We start from the raw sequence: 20,299 nt of genomic DNA, 5'->3' as shown, positions 1-20,299 counted from the left end.
ACTTAAACTAAATGAGAACGATGAAACCCGCGCTTAATTTCTCAGGAATAAGATGAAATCTTTCCAAATCGTCTCCATTCCAATGCACCATGAAGCGTTGTGCAGGTCGGGTTCATCTTTATGAAATCAAAGGGGATTTCCTCTCCGCTCATTTCACAATAGCCGTATTGATTATCTCTAACACGATTTAAGGCTTGTTTCACTTCGGTAATTTCATCATCAATATATTGCTGAATTAAAGGATGTTGAGATCTACTTGCCTCTAGCTCTTGCAAGGATGTTGCCAGCTCTTGAACAATGGATGTGTATCGGTCATATGTCATCTTTGATCCCTCCATTTATAGTATGGGGGAAACACACCTGAAAATTGTGTTGCAAGTTATAGCAATTTTGGAATTAGAAAAAGACAAATAAAAAAGGCTGACTCACATAAAATGCGGGTCAGCCTTTTGGTATTATGACAGGTGAGAATAGCTTTCTTTCACTACTGATGCACAGCGTGTGCAAAGCGTAGGATGATCCTTATCCTCGCCTACTGTGGTTGTGACAACCCAACAGCGGTCACATGTTTCACCTTCGGCTTTTTCGACGACAATATTGTTTTCACCAAGACTTAATGCATGTTCTGGTGCAGCGTTCACTGCTCCACCGATTTCAAAGGCGGACACGATGAACAATTGTTTTAAGTCTTCCTTAATGGAACCGAGTAAAGCTTTCGTTTCATCATTCACGTACAGGGTCACTTTAGCCGTTAATGATTTCCCGATCATCTTCTGATTACGAGCTTCTTCGAGTCCCTTTAACACATCATCTCTTAGCTCCAGGAATGCATTCCATTTCTTCTTCAACTCATCAGCATTTTTCAACTCTTGCACTTCAGGCATATCAGTCAGTTGAACACTTTCTCCCTCTACTCCAGGGATATATGCCCACACTTCATCAGCTGTATGAGAAAGGATTGGAGACATCAGTTTCGTAAGAGCAACCAGGGATTCATATAACACAGTTTGAATGGCTCGACGCTCGAAATGATTTTCTGACTCGATATATAGAACATCCTTCGCAAAGTCTAGATAGAATGAACTTAAATCCAACGTACAGAAATTATTTACCGCGTGATAGATGCTTGCAAACTCATATTTGTCGTATGAATTTCTCACATTTTTCACAAGATCATTCAGCTTCACAAGCATGAATTGATCCACTTCTCTTAATTGATCGAAGGATACTGCATCGGTACTTGGATCAAAGTCAGAAAGGTTTCCTAATAAGAAACGGTACGTATTACGGATTTTACGATACACTTCAGCCACTTGCTTCAAGATCGGATCTGATACACGAACATCCGATTGATAATCAACCGATGCAACCCAAAGGCGAAGGATATCGGCTCCAAGCTGCTTCATCACTTTTTCAGGAACGACTACGTTCCCTAATGATTTACTCATTTTTCTTCCGTCGCCATCAAGAGCAAATCCATGACTTAACACGCCTTTATATGGAGCTTTCCCCGTCACAGCTACACTTGTAGTCAAGGAAGAGTTAAACCATCCGCGATATTGGTCAGAGCCCTCTAAATAAAGGTCTGCAGGACGCTCAAGGTCATCTCTTTCTTCAAGTACGGCTTGATGTGAAGAACCTGAGTCAAACCAGACATCCATGATGTCCTGTTCTTTTGTGAACTTCCCATTAGGACTTCCTTCATGGGTGAATCCTTCAGGCAGAAGATCCTTCGCTTCTTTTTCAAACCAGATGTTTGAACCGTATTCACGGAAAAGCTTAGATACATGCTCAATGGTTTCATCTGAAATGATCTCCTGGCCATTTTCCGCATAGAATACCGGGATTGGAACTCCCCATGCCCGCTGTCTTGAAATACACCAGTCTCCACGGTCTCTGACCATATTGTACAGGCGTGTTTCCCCCCAAGCAGGTACCCATTTTGTTTCATTAACAGCTTCCAGCAGTTCTTTACGGAATTTATCGATTGATGCAAACCATTGTGCCGTCGCTCTAAAGATAACAGGCTTTTTCGTACGCCAATCATGTGGATAGGAGTGAGTGATAAAGTTAAGCTTTAACAATGCTCCTGTTTCCTGTAACTTTTCGGTAATCGGTTTATTGGCTTTATCATAGAACAAGCCTTCAAATCCAGGTGCTTCTGAGGTCATGACTCCTTTATCGTCTACGGGACATAACACATCCAAACCATATTTCTTTCCTACCAGGAAGTCATCTTCCCCGTGTCCTGGGGCGGTATGAACACATCCAGTACCAGAATCAGTCGTAACATGGTCCCCAAGAACAACAAGGGAATCCCGATCATATAATGGATGTTTTGCCACCATATGTTCAAGCTCCGCACCTTTAAGCTTTTTGGATACTGAGTAATCTTCCCATTCCAGATTCTTCGCAACTTCTTCCAATAAATCCTCTGCCACTACATAGCTGCTTTCTTTCACATTGACAACGACATAGCTTAGATCTTCATGCACGGCAATTCCCAGGTTGGCAGGAATCGTCCAAGGAGTTGTCGTCCAGATGACTAATTGAGTCCCTTCTTCAAGAACACCCTTACCTTCTGTAACAGCGAAACCAACGTAGATGGAAGGAGAGCGCTTATCCTGATACTCGATCTCTGCTTCTGCTAAGGCTGATTCACTTGAAGGGGACCAGTACACTGGCTTTTTACCTTTATAGATATATCCTTTCTTCGCCATATCACCGAATACTTTAATCTGTTGAGCTTCGTACTCAGGCTTTAAAGTAATATATGGATTATCCCAATCACCACGTACCCCTAATTGTTTGAACTGAGTGCGTTGGTTATCAACTTGCTCATAAGCATATTCCTCACACAATTTACGGAACTCTGCGATAGTCATTTCTTTACGCTTCACGCCTTTATTCGTTAACGCCTGCTCTATCGGTAAACCATGAGTGTCCCAGCCTGGAACATAGGGTGCATGAAATCCGCTCATGGATTTATAGCGGACGATAAAGTCTTTAAGAATTTTATTTAATGCATGACCCATATGAATATTTCCATTGGCGTATGGAGGTCCATCGTGAAGAACAAATAAAGGACGATCACTCGTTCTCTCTTGCACTTTTTGGTAAATATTCATGTCTTCCCATTTCTTCTGTGTATCCGGTTCGCGTTTCGGTAAATTTCCTCTCATTGGAAATTCCGTCTTGGGCATTAATAATGTATCTTTATACTCCATGAAATCTTCCTCCTAAACGTTTCTCTTAATTGCCATCTTTTCTAAAACCTGCAATTCTTAATCAGGCTATCCCTTTTGGAAACAAAAAAAAGCTTCCTCATCCCTGGAAAGGGACGAGAAAGCTTTTCCCGCGGTACCACCCTCATAAAGATCTAAATCGATCTTCACTCGTATTGATTCGTAACGTGAACAAGACGCTATTCATTACTCTCCAAAAGTGGATTTCATGAGTAGAGCTCGAGGGTGATCTTCCGTACCTTTGTTCCTTGTCGGGCTTACACCGTCCCCGACTCGCTAGAAAGGAAATATCATAAGAAACGTACTGTCCCTGTCTTAGCCTTCAATATGGCAATTTAGATTGTTGTTCAATTATATGAAAGTATTGCGCTTTTCGTCAAGACAATGTCTCTTCTTCTTTTAAAGTTTTTAAATCTGTTGCGTCCAGATCTAATTCCATTAATTGATCCCAGTCATTTGTATCCAGTAAATCAAGCTGGGCTTCGATTAACATTTTGAAACGTGTTCGGAACACCTTTGATTGCTTCTTGAGCTCTTCAATCTCGATGGCAATCTTACGGGCTTTAGATAATGATTCGTTAACGATGCGATCAGCATTCTTCTCGGCTTCCTTAATGATCAGCTTCGATTCTTTCATTGCATTACGCTTAACTTCTTCCCCTGCTTCTTGAGCAATGACGATTGACTTGTTTAACGTTTCCTCGATGTTTGTAAAATGACCTAAACGTTCATTCAAGGAGTTTAAACGTTCTTCCGTTTCCTTCTTCTCGCGGATAAGAATTTCATAATCCTTAATAATTTGATCTAAAAATTCATTAACCTCGTCCTCATCATAACCACGAAAGCCACGACTAAATTCTTTATTATGTATGTCTAATGGCGTTAAAGGCATGGGAGCCACCTCCAGTACTTGGTGAATTACATATTTATTATAACTAAAATTTCGACAGTATGTGGGAGAATTCCTTTAATTTTCTTAAATTATTTCAGTATTCCAACAGAAATTCGCCATTTATCCCGTTTCGTTCTTCCTTCAATGGACATTAACTTACTTCTTCCATACCCTCTTGCTGAAATTACATCCCCGGCTTCTACTTCAAACGAGGCATTTTCTACCGTCTTCCAATTGACTTTTACATGATTGCTTTTGATCAATGTTTGAGCTTTTTGGCGGGAATCATTATAGATTGCTGCGAGAACGACATCTAACCGCAGGGAGCTTACAGTAGTCACTTTTTCCATCCATTCTTCCTTACTCTCGATTCCATCCTTCATTGGAATATCCCTCATGGAAATCTTCGCTTTGCCTATTTGTGTGAGTTCCATCCGGACGTATTCAGAAATCTCATCTGCGAGCATGAGTTGAATGGTATCGTCCTCAGATAAAATATCCCCGAATTTTTCCCGTTTCAACCCTAATGACATGAGAGTCCCTAATACCTGTCTATGCTCTATTGTAACAAACTTGGACGGGTACTGTATTTCAAATAACTTAATACCAAAATCTTCTTCCTCAGGTTGATAATAAGAGGGATACAATAAAGCTCTTTTACGTTCCGTATTTTCCGGAAAAAAGGAAAGGATGATTTCATCGTTATTCCCAATGACGGACTCGACAATATGCTGCTGCCTTGGGTCCAAAAAGTCCGTTCGTTTCGCCGCATATTGGTTTTCCACTGCCAGTTTCCACTCCAGTACAGCATCCACAAACTCTTTCTCATCCGGCCTGAAATGTTGATAAATTGAAGACACATGCTCACCTCCTATGTGATTTACCCAAAATAAAAGAACTGAAACTGTTCAATCCGGTTTCAGTTCTTTAAAGGATATTTGATCGCATACTGGCCGATTAAATCAGCCATCTAAATAATTGGTATAAACCAGATTGTGCCAGGTTCAAAACAATGAATGCCACGATTGGTGAAATATCAATCATCCCAATTGAAGGAACAAAACGTCTGAACGGCTCTAAATACGGTTCGCATATTCTTGATAGGAACTGACCAATCGCCGTTTCCCTTGCATTTGGAAACCAGGACATCAGGATATAAATGATCAGTGCCCAGGAGTATATTTGAATAAGGTTCGATAAAATCTCATAAAGCAACACCATAATTTACATTACCACCTCGAATCTGATAGATCTTCTTCTTTTAAGAATTCAGAGATATTCCCGCTCACTTCCACATTATCAGGCGTACAAAGAAAAATATTATCTCCAACACGCTGAATGTCGCCGCCAATTGCGTACACAGTTCCACTTAAAAAGTCGACAATGCGTTTCGCTTGATCATGTTGAATCCGCTGTAAGTTTACCAGGACAGAGCGTCTATTCTTTAAGTGATCAGCAATCTCTTGAGCTTCTGCGTATACTCTCGGCTCAACCAGAATCATCTTGGAAGACTTTTGAACACTTTGAAGACTTACAACATTTTGTTTCGAATTTGAAAGCTGCGACTTCATGGGCTTTTTCTCCTCGTATTCTTCTTCAAACTTTTCTTCTTCATAATCATATTCATCTTCATCCAGCAAAAAGAACGTTTTAAACTTTGACTTGATACCCATTTGTATTCATCCCCTCTCAGTCATTTCCAACTAATGCAGTTCCAATACGAATAAACGTAGCTCCCTCTTCGATTGCAATCATGTAATCATTGCTCATCCCCATGGATAATTCTGTACAAGGGGCGTAAGGAAGGTTTAATGCGGTGATTTCTTCCTGGATTGTTTTCAACTGTCTAAAACAAGTCCTTAAGAATGGTTCATCGTCCGTATGTGGAGCCATCGTCATTAATCCTACGACTTTAATATTTGTGAAGCCTTTTAGACTCCCGATAAATTCTTTAACTTCTTGAGGAGATAACCCATGTTTAGAATCTTCTCCCGAAACGTTCACTTGAACAAAACAAGACACAGGCTTGTCCGCTCTTTTATGAATTTCTTTGGCTAACGACAGACGATCCAGAGAATGTATGTATGATACTTTATCAATGATGTTTTTTACTTTTCTAGTTTGCAGAGATCCGATAAAATGCCACTGGGGTTCGTCCTGTAGAACATCCCACTTGGATAGCAGTCCTTCGTCACGGTTCTCACCTAAGTGTATGAGACCGGCTTCAACCGCTTCTTCGGCTCTCTCAATTGAAACGTATTTAGTGACCGCTACAACATGTACGTCTTCAGGGTTTCTTCCACTGCTTTCACATGCATTTTCAATATTTTTCCTGATGATTTTAAATTTTTCAGATACCTTCATCTTTTTTCTCCTTCCAGCCAATGAAGCTCATGATTCTTCCTGTATTCCCACCATCTCTTCTGTAGGAGAAAAACTCATTGTGACAGGATGAACAATAACTAGAAGTGTGGATTTGTTCAGCATTTAAACCAGTTTGCACTAAAAGCTGTTCATTCAGCTTCTTTAAATCGAGGTAATATTGTCCCTCTTCCTTTAAATTATAGGGGAAGTTGTTTTCATCTTCTAGTGTTTTTTTCACTTTATCGATCACGTAGTCATCAACTACATAGCAATTCTTACATATGGATGGCCCGATCACAACCTCCAGGGAAGACATGGAGGCCCCTTTCTCCATATATGCATCGACCATTTTGGGCCCTATTTGTGAAACAGTACCTTTCCATCCGGCATGTGCCAATCCGATTGTACCCGAATCTTTGTCCAGGAAATAGAGGGGAACACAATCCGCATAGCACATCGTTAAAAGAATATTTTCATCTCCTGTAATAAAACCATCGGTATCCTTAATGCTGGTGTGATAGTGCTCTGAACCTTTTCCCTTGTCTACTTCTCCTACTTTATGAATGTTGTTTCCATGAGTTTGTTCAGCAGCTGCCCACGATTCAACAGGTATCATTAAACTGGAAGCAAGTAATTGACGATTACGAACCACTGAAGATTCATCGTCTCCCACGTGCAATCCCATATTTAGAGATTGAAATGGTCCTGTACTGATACCACCCCATCTGGTCGTGATCCCTGCAACTAGCCCAGGATTATCTTTCGTCCATGAATTTATTGAATAATAAGATTCTGTTTCTCTATTAAAAGGCTCCTTAGACACGTTGAATCTCCTTCGTTTTTATTAAGTGTACCATAGTCTCCGAAGATTCGTCATGTATCGGGGGCTTGTTTCGGTTCCTGCAGTTGACCTTGAATATAATGACTTTCTTTATATCTGACCAGAATAACATCTTCCCCTATTTTCACAATACTGCTCCAAGGAATCACAATATCTTCATCTTTTCCGAAAAAACCCAGTATCTTCCCTCCACCTCCGATGACAATGGCCTCGATTCTTCCAGTATCCAGGTTAATTTCTATATCCCCTATATTCCCTAATTTCCGTCCGTCGGATATACTCACGACATCTTTCACCTGAAATTCAGATATACGCACCATCTGATTTCACCCTCTCTTCTTGTTGTTTCTCCTTGTGTACTATCTATTCAAAGACTGTTCATTTACCCAATTCAAGTAGTTATTACTAGTGTATGCAACAAAAAAAAAGGCAGACCTACCCGAAGGAGATCCGCCTTTCTTTTCTTACATGTAGCGATGGCTAATAGAGCTGCCTCCGCTTTTCTTTTCTTATTGAATATTTTTGTTCATTTGTTTGATTGCTGCTTTTTCCAGTCTTGATACTTGTGCTTGTGAGATGCCGATCTCATCAGCCACTTCCATTTGAGTTTTCCCTTGAAAGAAGCGTTTGCTGATAATCAATTTTTCACGATCATTTAATCGTCTCATTCCTTCTTGAAGAGCAATTTCTTCAATCCAGTGGAAATCGCGATTCTTTTCGTCGCTTAGTTGATCCATCACAAATATTGGGTCTCCCCCATCATTATAAATGGGTTCAAACAAAGAGACGGGATCTTGTATGGCATCCAATGCAAATACGATTTCCTCGTGGGATACATCAAGAACTTTGGCAATTTCTTCTGCAGTCGGTTCCTTGGATGTTTCCCCCATTAATTTCTCTCTAACTTGTAAAGCCTTGTACGCAATATCTCGTAGTGATCGGGACACTCTTATTGGATTATTGTCTCTTAAATATCGACGGATCTCCCCGATGATCATCGGAACCGCGTATGTAGAGAATCGAACGTTTTGACCTAAATCAAAATTATCGATGGATTTCATTAATCCGATACACCCTACTTGAAATAAATCATCAACATACTCACCACGGTTATTAAAGCGTTGAATTACACTTAAGACGAGGCGCAAATTCCCATTTACAAGTTTTTCTCTTGCGGTAATGTCGCCCGCTTGCATTTGCTTGAATAGTACTCTCATTTCATCATTTTTGAGAACTGGTAATTTGGAAGTATCTACACCACAAATCTCGACTTTATTACGTGTCATTCTTTCCCCTCCTTGTAGGAGCTGCTGTACAAAATTCAGTATTTCCTTGAAGAGGAAAAATATGCATTTCATTCTGGCAAGCAATGGTTCATACTCTCCAAATCCCTTAAGATATCTGGATAAATTCATATAAAAAAATTTTTAATGGTTTTAAACAAAAAAAACTGACCTCCTCTATTGAGAAGGTCAGTTTTTTACAGGTTATACCATTTTATTAAATTCCTTCTTTAGACGCTTAATAATCCTCTTTTCTAAACGGGAGATATAGGACTGGGAGATTCCAAGCATATCCGCTACATCCTTTTGGGTTTTTTCTTCTTCTCCCATTAGACCAAACCGGAGCTCCATGATTTGTTTTTCACGATCAGAAAGCTGGTGAAGAGCGTTAAAGAGCAGTTTTTTGTCTACAGTCGCCTCAAGATCTTTTGTTATAATATCTTCATCTGTTCCGAGTACGTCCGATAATAGTAATTCATTCCCGTCCCAATCAATATTGAGTGGCTCATCAAACGAAACTTCAGAACGGATTTTATTATTTCTTCTTAAGTACATAAGAATTTCATTTTCTATACACCTGGAAGCATACGTAGCTAATTTGATTTTTTTCTCTGGATTGAAAGTGTTTACTGCCTTAATCAGGCCAATCGTACCGATGCTGATAAGGTCTTCAATATTAATTCCTGTATTTTCAAACTTCCTGGCGATATATACGACTAACCTTAAGTTTCGTTCAATCAACAGAGAGCGGGCAGCTTTATCACCTTTAGGCAATTTATTGAGTAATACTTCTTCCTCCTCTTTCGTCAATGGAGGGGGAAGTGCTTCACTACCACCTATGTAGTAAATTTCATCTGTCTTCAGTCCAAGTTTGATTAACAGTTTGTACCAATAGTATAAAAATTTAAATTTGAATTTTTTCATTGTTGCTCCCCCTTCTATTTCTTTAAATTGTGAGTATAGTAGTAATAATTGATTTAAGAAACGTTAAGTACCGGCTTACGCGAAGCCATTTTCGGATGAACGATCGCTTGAAAATTCCCATCTGCTGAAAGCGGTTCCTCTCTGAAGGCAATCAGTCCATTCGGGATCGCCCACTCTGATTCATGATCCTTTAGAATGAGAGAATCAGGCTTTATAGCAGCTAGAAGTTGACTTTTTCTTCCAACCGATTGGGCGGGGACAATTCTCATCCGGTCAGACCAGCGTGTGTCGATATTTTTCTCTCCAGAGAAGATTTCATCAACATCATGGCATAGTGCCCTCACTTCTTCTGGAATTCCCCCCTCTATCTCAGCGATGGAGAGTATCATGACCGGACTTTTGGATATGGGGTCTTGAAGTTGGTTACCACTGTCAACAAGACCGTTTACGGTACATTGAAAATCTTCAATTTTTATGCTTACTTTCAGAAGCTGATCATACTGAATCTTCACTTGCTCAATGCTATCCACTCTGCCCTTAGAAAAATACCAGGCAAGAGGCAGGGCCAGCATAACAAATACCCAGCTTATCGGATCTCCAAATCCACGGATGCTTGCAAGCCACATGGAGGATTCTGTACCAGGGTCGAAACTTATAAAATAATGAGTCCCAATTAATATCCCACCTGTAAAAAAGGTAACAAAATAGAACATAAGAAGATTTGTTAAGTAATAGCGCAATCTTCTATACCCAAAAGCTGAGTACACCATGATAATTGAAAATAATAATTTCATAAGAGGGTTTCCTATAAGAGTTGCAAATGGTGAAAATGCCAGAAGAATAATGATCGATCCTATCAAACTGCCAAGTCCAATTCTCCAAAGGGCATATTGTCTTTTTAAGATGATTCCAGTTAACCATAATAAGAAAAAGTCTACCAACAGATTTAACAACCAGATGACATCCAGATATAAGGTCAATCTCTACCCTCCTTTTGAAACTTCACCCAGTAACAGTTATTTAAATTTCAAGATAGGAATGACTTATCAGAAGTATATCGTACATACCCTTTAAAAGGTTGTCATTTTTTGTATGCTTCAGAGGAAAACTTTTCAGAGATAAGAACGAAATATGTCACTAAATATATTCCTGATTCGAGGTATAAAAAATGCTTTTGGGAGTGGATTTTGATTAGATGGATATGAGGAAATAAATATGCAAGCAAACAGCCCCGAAGGCATCGATGCCTTCGGGGCTGTATAACTTTTCTTATGGTCAAGCAATTATCTACGGCGGTTACGGTTGCGAAGGAAGGTTGGGATATCCAGTGTTTCTTCCGCTCCCTGATTTTGATTGGAAGAGGTTCTCACCGGCTCTTGGTGTTGAGGCTCTTCACGTTTAGGTTGTTCGCGCTTGATAGATTGGCTTGGGTTTGGACTTTGATTTGGTTTCATTCCACCAAATGTTGGTCGAGTTTGCTTTGGAGGTTGAATGACCTCTTCATTAAACCCGGTTGCAATAACGGTTACGACGATATCATCTTTTAATTCTTCATTAATTACGGAACCGAAAATCATGTTTACTTCTTGATCTGAAGCAGATGCAACAATGTCCGCAGCTTCTTGAACTTCATATAGACTTAAAGATGTGCCGCCTGTAATGTTCATCAGTACACCTTGAGCTCCATCAATGGATGTCTCAAGTAATGGACTTGAAACGGCTTTTTTTGCAGCTTCCGTAGCACGATTCTCACCAGATGCTGCACCGATGCCCATGAGGGCTGAACCTTTGTTAGACATGATCGTCTTTACGTCGGCAAAGTCAAGGTTAATAAGACCAGGAGTTGCGATTAGATCTGAAATACCTTGAACACCTTGTCTTAATACGTTATCTGCTTCTCGGAATGCTTCAAGCATTGGCGTGCTCTTATCTACGATCTCAAGCAGACGATCGTTTGGAATAACGATAAGGGTATCTACTCCTTCTTTCATTGCAGCGATACCACCGCTTGCTTGATTTGAACGCTTTCTGCCTTCAAAGGTGAAAGGTCGCGTCACAACACCGACCGTTAATGCTCCGATTTCTCGGGCAATTTGAGCGATTACCGGGGCTGCACCAGTTCCGGTTCCCCCACCCATTCCAGCCGTAACGAAGACCATATCCGCTCCTCTCAGAGCCTCTTCGATCTGTTCTTTACTTTCTTCAGCAGCTTTTTTACCCACTTCCGGATTGGCACCTGCTCCTAATCCTCTGGTTAATTTACCACCGATTTGCATTTTTATTTCAGCTTTTGATAGATTCAAAGCTTGTGCATCTGTATTTACAGCGATAAATTCAACACCCTGTACACCATGCTCAATCATACGGTTTACAGCGTTGTTACCTCCACCACCGACACCGATAACTTTTATTGTCGCTAAAGAATCTAAATTTGTATCAAACTCCAACATGACAAATCCTCCTAACTCGTCGAATCTATGGATTCCTTTATTTATTCAAAGAAGTATCCAAAGAACTTTTTCACTTTTGACATGGCCTTTTCATCTTCATGTTCTTCTTCTTTTACCTTCGCAGGTTTTGGCTTTTTATTAGCTGGTTTGGATTGACGCTTCTCAGCAGCCTCTACAGGCACTGGTTCTGCACTAACAGATCTTCCTTGTAATCTAGCATTCTTTTGAGCGTATTTAATCAAACCTACTGCAGTCGTATACTGAGGTTCCCTAACTCCAATATAATCAGGAATTGCCACCCGTACACGATTTTGGAAAACGATTTGTGCTAATTCTAACACACCTGGAAGATTTGCTACACCACCAGTTAACACATATCCACCTGGCAGGTCTCTGATTGCCATACGTTTCAGCTCATGGCTAATGAGGTCTAAGATCTCTTCCAGCCTTGCTTCTATGATATCAGAAATTTCTAATTGATTAAATTGCTGGTGTTGATCGCTACCAATAATTGGCACGCTAAACACTTCATCTTCTGATGCATGGTCATAATAAGCATGTCCATATTTTGTTTTGATTTTCTCTGCATCGTCTGTTGAGGTTCTTAATCCAATCGATAAATCTTTAGTAATATGTTCTCCCCCTACAGGCAGTACAGTTGTGGCTTTAAGGTGACCATGTTCAAAAACCGCTATCGTTGTAGAGCCGCCGCCAATATCGATTAACGCAGCACCCAGGCTCTTCTCATCCTTTGACAAAGCAACTGAACCAGCTGCAAGAGGTTGAAGAACGATATCGACAATTTCAAGGCCGGCCTTTTCTACACAACGGAGAGTATTATGTAAAATCGTCTTAGATCCCGTAATGATGGTGCCTTCCATTTCCAATCGAACACCAATCATTCCCCGGGGATCTGTAATCTCATCCAATCCATCAACAATGAATTGTCTTGGGATTACATTGATGATTTCTCTTTCTGGAGGAATAGAAACAACCTGGGCTGCATCCATCACTCTTAGAACATCTTCATCACCGATTTCCCGATTATCACTTGATACTGCCACTACACCATGACACGATTGAAGCGACACATGGTTCCCTGTAATACCTACGATGACCTGGCTTATAGATAAACCAACCATCCTTTCCGCTTGTTCAACTGCTTTCTTAATTGTATGAACAGTTTCGTCTATATCTACGATGGAACCTTTTCTGATTCCTTCTGAGTTCACATTTCCTACACCGATAATGTTTAAGGAATCATTTGTCATTTCACCAATGATTACTTTTACTGTGGATGTACCGATGTCTAGGCTAACGTAAATTTCATTGCTGTTCACTCTATGGCACCTCCTTAAAGAATGTTTATTTGGAACAACAACCCTAGAAAAACACTATTCTAAGTATATCTTATTATGATATTCGTCGTAACAAAAACGATTCCCTTTTAAAATTCTAATTTTTTTCTCTTTTTTCTTGATTATTTGACCAATTGCTAATAAGTATTCGTCTAATCACTGCAATGTTCTGGAATAATCTTACCCCAAAAGCAAATACAGCCGCCAGATATAAGTCTACACCAAGATGTACGCCTAGAAAAGCTAAACTTGCTGCTAGTAAAATATTAAAAAAGAATCCAGAAACAAAGACCTTATCATCATAAATATTCTGGAGGTGGGCACGTATGCCGCCAAATAATGTATCCAACGCTGCCAGGACGGCGATCGATAAATAATTCGAGTACTCATCTGGAATTCTAATATCTGTAAGAAGCCCCAATACGACCCCTACCAGCAACCCTAAAAGGGGAAGCCACATATTACCCGTTCCCTCCTATTCCTTCACCGGTTCCATTAAGCGGACCCGGATGGTATCTTCATATGGTGGAACCACCACTTTTTCTAAAGGTTTTGAAATTGAGACTCGAAGATTATCGATAAAGAAGTCCTCAACAGACTGGGATACCTGCATTCGGTTATACAACCCTTTAGCAGACTCTAAGTCTTTGGTTAATACTCTCACTTCAAATGGTATTTTCTTTATTGAAAATCCATCCACCTTGGTTTCTCCATTAATATCCCGAATGACCGAGGTATTGATTAATCGATGACCATCAATGGAAATATCCATTGCTTCATATCGATTCAGTTCATTTACCAGTCTTTCCAACAGTTCCGGCGATATATTCTGAACTTTTTCGCCAAGAAGGATTTCTTCCATGGCAGGTTCAATCGTTAATATGACACCAGGTCCTGTTTTCTCAGTCAAACCTGCTTCTGTTTTCAATTCCTCTAACGTTTGTTTTAACGCACGTTCTGGACTCGACTGTTGCTCTGTTTTATATTGTTCCAACTTTGCTTCAACTGCACGCATTTCTGCATAGAGATTGGAATTGACTTCTTTTTCTTTTAATAATGCATTTCGTAGTTCCCATATATCTCGTGTATCCCGGACAACAGGTTCTTTGACTGTTTGGAACTGTATAGCAATCATAAACCCAATAATAATCGTAATAATGGTAAAACTTATTTTTAATTTGTTGTCCATTCATTGCACCTTACTTTCACAGCTAACCCTTTCTTGGGAACAGTCCGAATATTCCTTGGGACCATTCACTGCTTATGATTCACTAATGCTAGGTTCTAAAATTACCGCATTCTTTTTTTCCAGTTTAAAAATGATATTATCATTTACAAGCTGGTCTTTAACGCCGCCTGTGATATTCATGGCTGATGATAGTACTTCGGGATCTCCAATAGCTGTAATTTCAAACGGAGCGGGATATTCGATTTCATCAATTTGAATAACGGGACCGTTACACAGTATGTATGAATCATGCTTTAGCCTTTGTCCATTTATCGCTACGACAGAAGCTCCCGCAATGTATAATTCATTGATCACCTTAAAGACATGGTGTTCATGAACAATATAATTATTGGCGTTTTCTTCATTGGAATCGTAGTCAGCGTCCGATAACGTCACATTTATCCCAGGGCCTTTCACTTTCGTTTTGCCCAGGTACATACGATATTTCTCCGCATCTTCTGCCAGGTTAAAATATATTTGTTTCTCTTTAGAGAATTCCTTCTCCATGTTGACGACCTTTTCCTGTTTTTCATAGAGTTCTTCTTGCAGATTATTATTTTTCTGCTGATACTCAAGGATTTGATCCCTCAATGCTTCTTCCTGTTTCCACTGACCATTCGTTCGATTCCCAAGTTCCGCTTGCTCTGTGTTAGCCAGACTAAATGAAAAAGCAAGGATGAAACCTAACACTAGACAAACAAGAGAGAGGATTACGTGCTTACCTCTCACCCTCATCCTCTTCATCGCTTTGTTCACCTTCCGTTTCATATGCCCTGAAATAAGAACCTACCTCTAAATCGATGACACCTTTCACTGAAGGGTCCAATTGACTGACAATAGAGGGATAATGCACCATTTTCTCTGAAAAGGTCCGGATGGTAGCACTGACTTCAAATCCATCATTCATGAATAGGGTCAAGTGATATTGATCTGTTTTCTTTGGAACCAGGTTAATCTCAGATATGAGGTGCTGAACTTCTTTCGGAAGCTCCCCTAATTCTTCTACCATTTTCACTAAAACCTTATCTTCCTCGAAACCTCTGAGTAAAGGAGCATCAACGGGTATTGATTCAGTACCTTTATTCAGAACGTTCCCATTCTCTAATATGACAAAGAATTTATTATCTTTCGATAGATATGCCTTTTTATCATATTCTTGGATGTGTATTTCATAGGAATTCGGAAAGGACATTTTTACCGTCGCATTTTTCACTTCAGGAAGTTTCTTTAGTTTTTTCACGGTTTTATCTTTGTTTACACTCCATAAATTCATGCCGCTGTCAATTCCACTATTCTGAAGAACCGCCTCATTTGAAACAAGTTCATTCCCGTGCACCACCACTTCTTTTACATGACTTAAAGGTGATTGAAAGTAAACAACCGATAGAATCATGAGCAAGAACAAAGAAAGTAAAAACAGCAGTCTGCGATTCGCTTTCTTTTTTCGGTGTTGTTTTAATTTAGGAATACGATCTTCAAGGGAAACAACATTTTCTTTTTTCATTTCGTTCTCCTCAATTTCACTTTGTATTCATTAAGTCATGAATAAGATAATTCTCACCACGTCTTATAATGAAAGTACTCTTTACATTGGGATACCTTACATTCTATATGAAGGCAGCAAATGTTAAAAGAGGAACAGAACGTTATTTTCTGCCATATGACATAATGTTTGAACAAGAAACCATTATGGTAGAGTTGAAGGATGGATATACCGGTGTTTGTTCTCAGGGCACGGATCAAGGTAATCCAGCATTTTCTAAGCTACATTGTCCATACACCTTTTCGTATATGTACGTCCCTTCCTTTTCAGAAAGAAGCCATCCTATTTAATACACTCTTGTACTCTATTTTAAACACCATTTTCTACATAAAGAAGGTATGTCATTGAATTGTAAAAGATTTGGCTAACAAAAGTAATAAACTCTCCTTTATTTTGAAAAGGTCTGATCATAATGCATTACGTATATGTAATTAATTGTAACATCTCCCCAATGAATATCCTATCGTTATTTCAATAAAAACAAGGAATTTCAGCGTTTTTTTCTTTCATTCAAAAAAGAGACCGACCATGAATAACAGGGGAGGATGTGAATGATGGGTTCCTGACTATCAGGATTTTGCCATTCACTTCTTCCGAGCTGTTTTTCACAGTCAATCTCTTTGTTAAGTCATTACCGTCTCGTATAGCGGCTAATATTCAGGAGCACTCCGACAGCCATTAGCATGAGGGTCAATGAGGAGCCCCCATAGCTGAGAAAGGGGAGTGTGATGCCCGTGACCGGCATGAGGCCGGTTACGACCCCAACATTGATCATCACTTGGATCGCAATCATTGAAACGATCCCTAACGCCAGAAAGCTTCCGAATAAGTCAGGAGCCCCTAAAGCAATTCTGATCCCTCTCCATAAAATCAAAGAAAACAGAAGCAGGACCAGTGTTCCCCCGATAAAACCGAGCTCTTCTGCTAAAATGGCAAAAATAAAATCGTTTTGAGGTTCAGGCAAATAGAAGAACTTCTGCCTGCTTTGTCCCAGTCCCAATCCGAACAAACCTCCCGGGCCGATTGCATATAGTGACTGAATGATCTGGAAGCCGCTATTCAATGGATCCTGCCATGGGTCTAAAAAGGATGTTATTCGTGCAATGCGATAAGGTGCAGATATAACAAGTCCAATAAAGCCTGCTAATCCAATCATCCCGAGACCGACAAAATGCATGACCCTCGCTCCTGCAATAAAGATCATCACTACTGAAGTACCAACCATGACAGTACCCGTACCCAGATCCGGCTGCAGCATAATCATTCCAAAAGCTGCGAATACCAAGAGAAGCGCAGGCAGGACTCCTTTTCTAAAAGAAGTAATATACTTCTGGTTTTCCGATAAATACTTTGAGAGAAACGCAATCATGGCAAGTTTCATAAATTCTGAAGGCTGAATGGAAAACGCCCCTACTCCTATCCAGCTCCTGGAACCATTCCTTAGAACCCCGATACCCGGGATTAACACCAGTACAAGAAGGACAAAGCAAATGATGATGATGATTTTCGCCCAATTTTTCCAAGTCCAATACTCTACATTCATGATGAAAAACATAGCGAATAACCCTACGCCCGCAAAGAGCACTTGCCTTTTGGCAAAGAAAAAGGAGTCATCAAATTTGTAGTCAGCCCATATAGCGCTTGCGCTGTATACCATAATCAGTCCAATCGCAAGTAAAGTGAGTGTAACCATAATGAGGATAAAATCGGGAGTCGATTTTTTTAAAGGCAATCTTAAACACCTCGAATAGACAAATTTTGAGCCGTTCGAGCAAGGAAAACTACTTATCTTGGATTGGTATACTGGTTGTTAAAGTATGGATGCTCTTTATGGACAAGCCCTTATTAAAGCTTATGCACCGCTTCAATAAAAATGTCACCACGTTCTTCAAAAGTTCGATATTGATCCCAACTTGCACATGCTGGGGATAGTAAAACAACATCTCCCTCTTCGGCATGTCCAAAAGCAACAGGAACTGCCTTTTCAACATTATCGACAGGAATAATAGATTGTATCCCTGCCTTTTCTCCTGTTTTCACGAACTTCTCAGACGTTTCCCCGAAGGTGATCAACGTTTTTACATTCTTCAAATAGGGAATCAGGTCATCAAAATCATTTCCACGGTCCAAGCCTCCAGCAAGCAGGATCGTAGGACCCTCAAACGCATGAAGAGCACTTTTCGTTGCCAGGCTATTCGTTGCTTTGGAATCATTATAAAACTTTACACCCTTCACTTCCCGGACAAATTGCGTTCGATGCTTCACCCCCGTAAAGGTGCCAAGGACCTTCTTAATACTTTCATTTGGCACTCCATAGATTTTACACGCCGCAACCGCACAAAGGATATTCTCCAGGTTATGTGCACCCGGTAATACAATTGAATCAACTTCGACAACCAACTCACCTTTGAAATAGACTGCCCCGTTTTTAATATAGGCCCCTTCCGCTACTTCTTTCTTCATAGAAAATGGAATCAATTGCGCCTTTGTAAAGGCAACTGAATCTTTCACATGCTCTTGATCGGCGTTAAAGATGAGATAATCATGTTGTGTTTGATTTTTCGTTATATTGGATTTCGCTTTCCAATATTCATTCAGGTTTCCATGGTAATCCAGATGTGCATCATATAAATTCGTTATAATGGCAATATGAGGAGCGAATTCTTCGATCCCCATCAGTTGGAAAGATGAAAGCTCAACTACCATTTTTTCATTTTCTTTCGCTTCCTGGGCTACTTCAGAAGCGACCGTTCCGATATTTCCTGCAATAAGAGGCTTTTGATCGGCCTCTTTAAGCATTTCAAACAGAAGTGTCGTCGTCGTGGTTTTTCCATTTGTTCCTGTTATCCCGATCAATTCTGCCTCAGAAATTAAATAGGCAAGCTCAACTTCTGTCAGGACGGGTATGTTCTTTTCGATTGCTTTCTTAATTAATGGGTTGTTATAAGGTATTCCAGGATTCTTAATCACATACTGAAAACCTTCATCAAGAAGTTCGATGGGATGACTTCCGCAAATCACTTTAATACCTTCCTGAAGAAGCCCTTGAGCTTCCGGGTTTTCAGCTAAGGGCTTTTGATCGTTCACCGTTACAAATGCTTCTAACTTATGTAGAAGAGAGGCAGCACTTACCCCACTTTTTGCTAAACCTAATACAAGAACTTTTTTATGTTTGAACTTCGTTATCTTCTTCAATTATAACCACACCTCAATATAGATTCCTAAAACGGCAAATAGCAAACCGACGGTCCAAAACGTTACAACGACCCGCCATTCAGACCAACCGACTAACTCATAATGGTGGTGCAACGGGCTCATTTTGAATATTCGCTTTCCAGTTGTCTTAAATGATGCGACCTGTAAGATGACGGATAGTGTCTCGATGACAAATACTCCACCAATAAGAATTAAGATGATTTCCAATTTGGTTAAAATGGCAATCGTCGCGATCGCTCCACCTAATGCTAAAGATCCTGTATCTCCCATAAATACTTTCGCAGGATGGGCATTGAATACTAAGAATCCGAGTACCGCCCCGACTACTGCCACTCCGAAAATTGCAACATCATACTGGGATTGATTCCAGGCTAATACGGCTAGTGCACCAAAAGCAATGGCGCTCGTTCCTGATACTAATCCATCTAAACCGTCCGTTAAATTGACAGCATTTGAAAATCCTACAAGCCAAAAGATAATGAATAAACAATAAAACCAACCTAATTCAAATGAAAAATCCGTTAACGGAATCGAAACTGTAGTCGGAAAGTCATTTTGCTTAAAGATTAGATAAAAAATGACAGAGATGACAATCTGACCTAAAAGCTTTTGCTTGGATGTGAGTCCTAAGTTCCTCTTCATTACCACTTTAATAAAGTCATCAAGGAAGCCTAATAGCCCAAAACCGACCGTCACAAGAATCATTAAATAGGTTTCAGGACCAGGCTCTGAATATTTACCAGTCATTACAAATGTAGTAATCACGATGGAGACCAGGAACACAATTCCACCCATTGTAGGTGTGCCTGTCTTTTTCTGGTGAGACTGAGGGCCTTCATCACGGATACTCTGCCCAAACTTCAATCTTCTCAGGAAAGGGATGAAAACGGGGGCAAGCAATACTGTTACAAGAAATGCCATAATGATTGTAAAAAAGATCACTTGTTCCATCATC

21 protein-coding genes and 1 other annotated feature are annotated in these 20,299 nt (G+C 40.0%); all 21 genes read right to left on the bottom strand.

Annotated elements, in window-relative coordinates:
- Positions 1–41 precede the first annotated feature (41 nt).
- Positions 42–323: a hypothetical protein gene (locus ACIFOD_RS09645; RefSeq protein ID WP_397551752.1), complete on the bottom strand. Its 282-nt coding sequence runs from the start codon at positions 321–323 to the stop codon at positions 42–44.
- 132 nt (positions 324–455) lie between these two features.
- Positions 456–3,227, bottom strand: coding sequence for an isoleucine--tRNA ligase (gene ileS / locus ACIFOD_RS09640; RefSeq protein WP_430314439.1), 2,772 nt, complete (start codon positions 3,225–3,227; stop codon positions 456–458).
- 106 nt (positions 3,228–3,333) lie between these two features.
- Positions 3,334–3,571, bottom strand: a binding site (T-box leader).
- A 50-nt stretch (positions 3,572–3,621) separates the two neighbouring features.
- Positions 3,622–4,137 (bottom strand): DivIVA domain-containing protein, encoded by a 516-nt coding sequence (locus ACIFOD_RS09635; protein ID WP_113968286.1) that lies wholly within the window; start codon positions 4,135–4,137, stop codon positions 3,622–3,624.
- Positions 4,138–4,226: 89 nt separating this feature from the next.
- A complete protein-coding gene (locus ACIFOD_RS09630) occupies positions 4,227–4,997 on the bottom strand; it encodes an RNA-binding protein (RefSeq protein WP_430314438.1) in 771 nt (256 codons plus the stop codon).
- Positions 4,998–5,094: 97 nt separating this feature from the next.
- Positions 5,095–5,358, bottom strand: a complete 264-nt coding sequence (locus ACIFOD_RS09625; RefSeq protein ID WP_324748034.1) for a YggT family protein — start codon at positions 5,356–5,358, stop codon at positions 5,095–5,097.
- A gap of 8 nt (positions 5,359–5,366) precedes the next feature.
- A complete protein-coding gene (locus tag ACIFOD_RS09620) occupies positions 5,367–5,810 on the bottom strand; it encodes a cell division protein SepF (protein ID WP_113968289.1) in 444 nt (147 codons plus the stop codon).
- A gap of 16 nt (positions 5,811–5,826) precedes the next feature.
- Positions 5,827–6,501 (bottom strand): YggS family pyridoxal phosphate-dependent enzyme, encoded by a 675-nt coding sequence (locus tag ACIFOD_RS09615; protein ID WP_430314437.1) that lies wholly within the window; start codon positions 6,499–6,501, stop codon positions 5,827–5,829.
- Positions 6,488–7,324 carry a peptidoglycan editing factor PgeF gene (pgeF, locus tag ACIFOD_RS09610; RefSeq protein WP_430314436.1) on the bottom strand — a complete coding sequence of 279 codons (837 nt, stop codon included), beginning with the start codon at positions 7,322–7,324 and terminating at the stop codon, positions 6,488–6,490. Before pgeF ends, ACIFOD_RS09615 begins: the two co-directional genes overlap by 14 nt.
- Positions 7,325–7,374: 50 nt before the next feature.
- Positions 7,375–7,662: a YlmC/YmxH family sporulation protein gene (locus ACIFOD_RS09605; RefSeq protein ID WP_148968672.1), complete on the bottom strand. Its 288-nt coding sequence runs from the start codon at positions 7,660–7,662 to the stop codon at positions 7,375–7,377.
- Positions 7,663–7,851: 189 nt separating this feature from the next.
- Positions 7,852–8,628, bottom strand: a complete 777-nt coding sequence (gene sigG / locus ACIFOD_RS09600) for an RNA polymerase sporulation sigma factor SigG (protein ID WP_113968293.1) — start codon at positions 8,626–8,628, stop codon at positions 7,852–7,854.
- Between the two features lie 201 nt (positions 8,629–8,829).
- Positions 8,830–9,549 (bottom strand): RNA polymerase sporulation sigma factor SigE, encoded by a 720-nt coding sequence (gene sigE, locus ACIFOD_RS09595; RefSeq protein WP_113968294.1) that lies wholly within the window; start codon positions 9,547–9,549, stop codon positions 8,830–8,832.
- A gap of 53 nt (positions 9,550–9,602) precedes the next feature.
- A complete protein-coding gene (gene spoIIGA / locus ACIFOD_RS09590; RefSeq protein WP_430314435.1) occupies positions 9,603–10,529 on the bottom strand; it encodes a sigma-E processing peptidase SpoIIGA in 927 nt (308 codons plus the stop codon).
- A gap of 303 nt (positions 10,530–10,832) precedes the next feature.
- On the bottom strand, positions 10,833–11,999 hold the full coding sequence (ftsZ, locus tag ACIFOD_RS09585) for a cell division protein FtsZ (protein ID WP_113968296.1): 1,167 nt from the start codon (positions 11,997–11,999) through the stop codon (positions 10,833–10,835).
- Between the two features lie 41 nt (positions 12,000–12,040).
- A complete protein-coding gene (gene ftsA / locus ACIFOD_RS09580; protein ID WP_430314434.1) occupies positions 12,041–13,339 on the bottom strand; it encodes a cell division protein FtsA in 1,299 nt (432 codons plus the stop codon).
- Positions 13,340–13,454: 115 nt separating this feature from the next.
- On the bottom strand, positions 13,455–13,817 hold the full coding sequence (locus ACIFOD_RS09575) for a small basic family protein (RefSeq protein ID WP_113968298.1): 363 nt from the start codon (positions 13,815–13,817) through the stop codon (positions 13,455–13,457).
- 15 nt (positions 13,818–13,832) lie between these two features.
- A complete protein-coding gene (locus ACIFOD_RS09570) occupies positions 13,833–14,546 on the bottom strand; it encodes a DUF881 domain-containing protein (protein WP_430314433.1) in 714 nt (237 codons plus the stop codon).
- Positions 14,547–14,618: 72 nt separating this feature from the next.
- Positions 14,619–15,329 (bottom strand): DUF881 domain-containing protein, encoded by a 711-nt coding sequence (locus ACIFOD_RS09565; RefSeq protein ID WP_430314432.1) that lies wholly within the window; start codon positions 15,327–15,329, stop codon positions 14,619–14,621.
- Entirely contained in the window at positions 15,304–16,089 is a 786-nt protein-coding gene (locus tag ACIFOD_RS09560; protein WP_430314431.1) for a cell division protein FtsQ/DivIB, read from the bottom strand. The genes ACIFOD_RS09565 and ACIFOD_RS09560 overlap by 26 nt, the downstream gene beginning before the upstream one ends.
- Before the next feature lie 670 nt (positions 16,090–16,759).
- Positions 16,760–17,860, bottom strand: coding sequence for a stage V sporulation protein E (gene spoVE, locus ACIFOD_RS09555; RefSeq protein ID WP_430314430.1), 1,101 nt, complete (start codon positions 17,858–17,860; stop codon positions 16,760–16,762).
- 113 nt (positions 17,861–17,973) lie between these two features.
- Positions 17,974–19,323: a UDP-N-acetylmuramoyl-L-alanine--D-glutamate ligase gene (murD, locus tag ACIFOD_RS09550; RefSeq protein WP_430314429.1), complete on the bottom strand. Its 1,350-nt coding sequence runs from the start codon at positions 19,321–19,323 to the stop codon at positions 17,974–17,976.
- Positions 19,324–20,298 carry a phospho-N-acetylmuramoyl-pentapeptide-transferase gene (gene mraY, locus ACIFOD_RS09545; protein ID WP_113968468.1) on the bottom strand — a complete coding sequence of 325 codons (975 nt, stop codon included), beginning with the start codon at positions 20,296–20,298 and terminating at the stop codon, positions 19,324–19,326. It abuts the gene before it with no gap.
- Position 20,299: the final 1 nt, after the last annotated feature.

It is taken from the genome of Rossellomorea sp. NRS-1567 (assembly GCF_050467885.1).
Classification (GTDB): Bacteria; Bacillota; Bacilli; order Bacillales; family Bacillaceae_B; genus Rossellomorea; species Rossellomorea aquimaris_C.
Note: the sequence above shows the minus strand (reverse complement) of the source record. Positions and strands in the feature narration are given on the sequence as shown.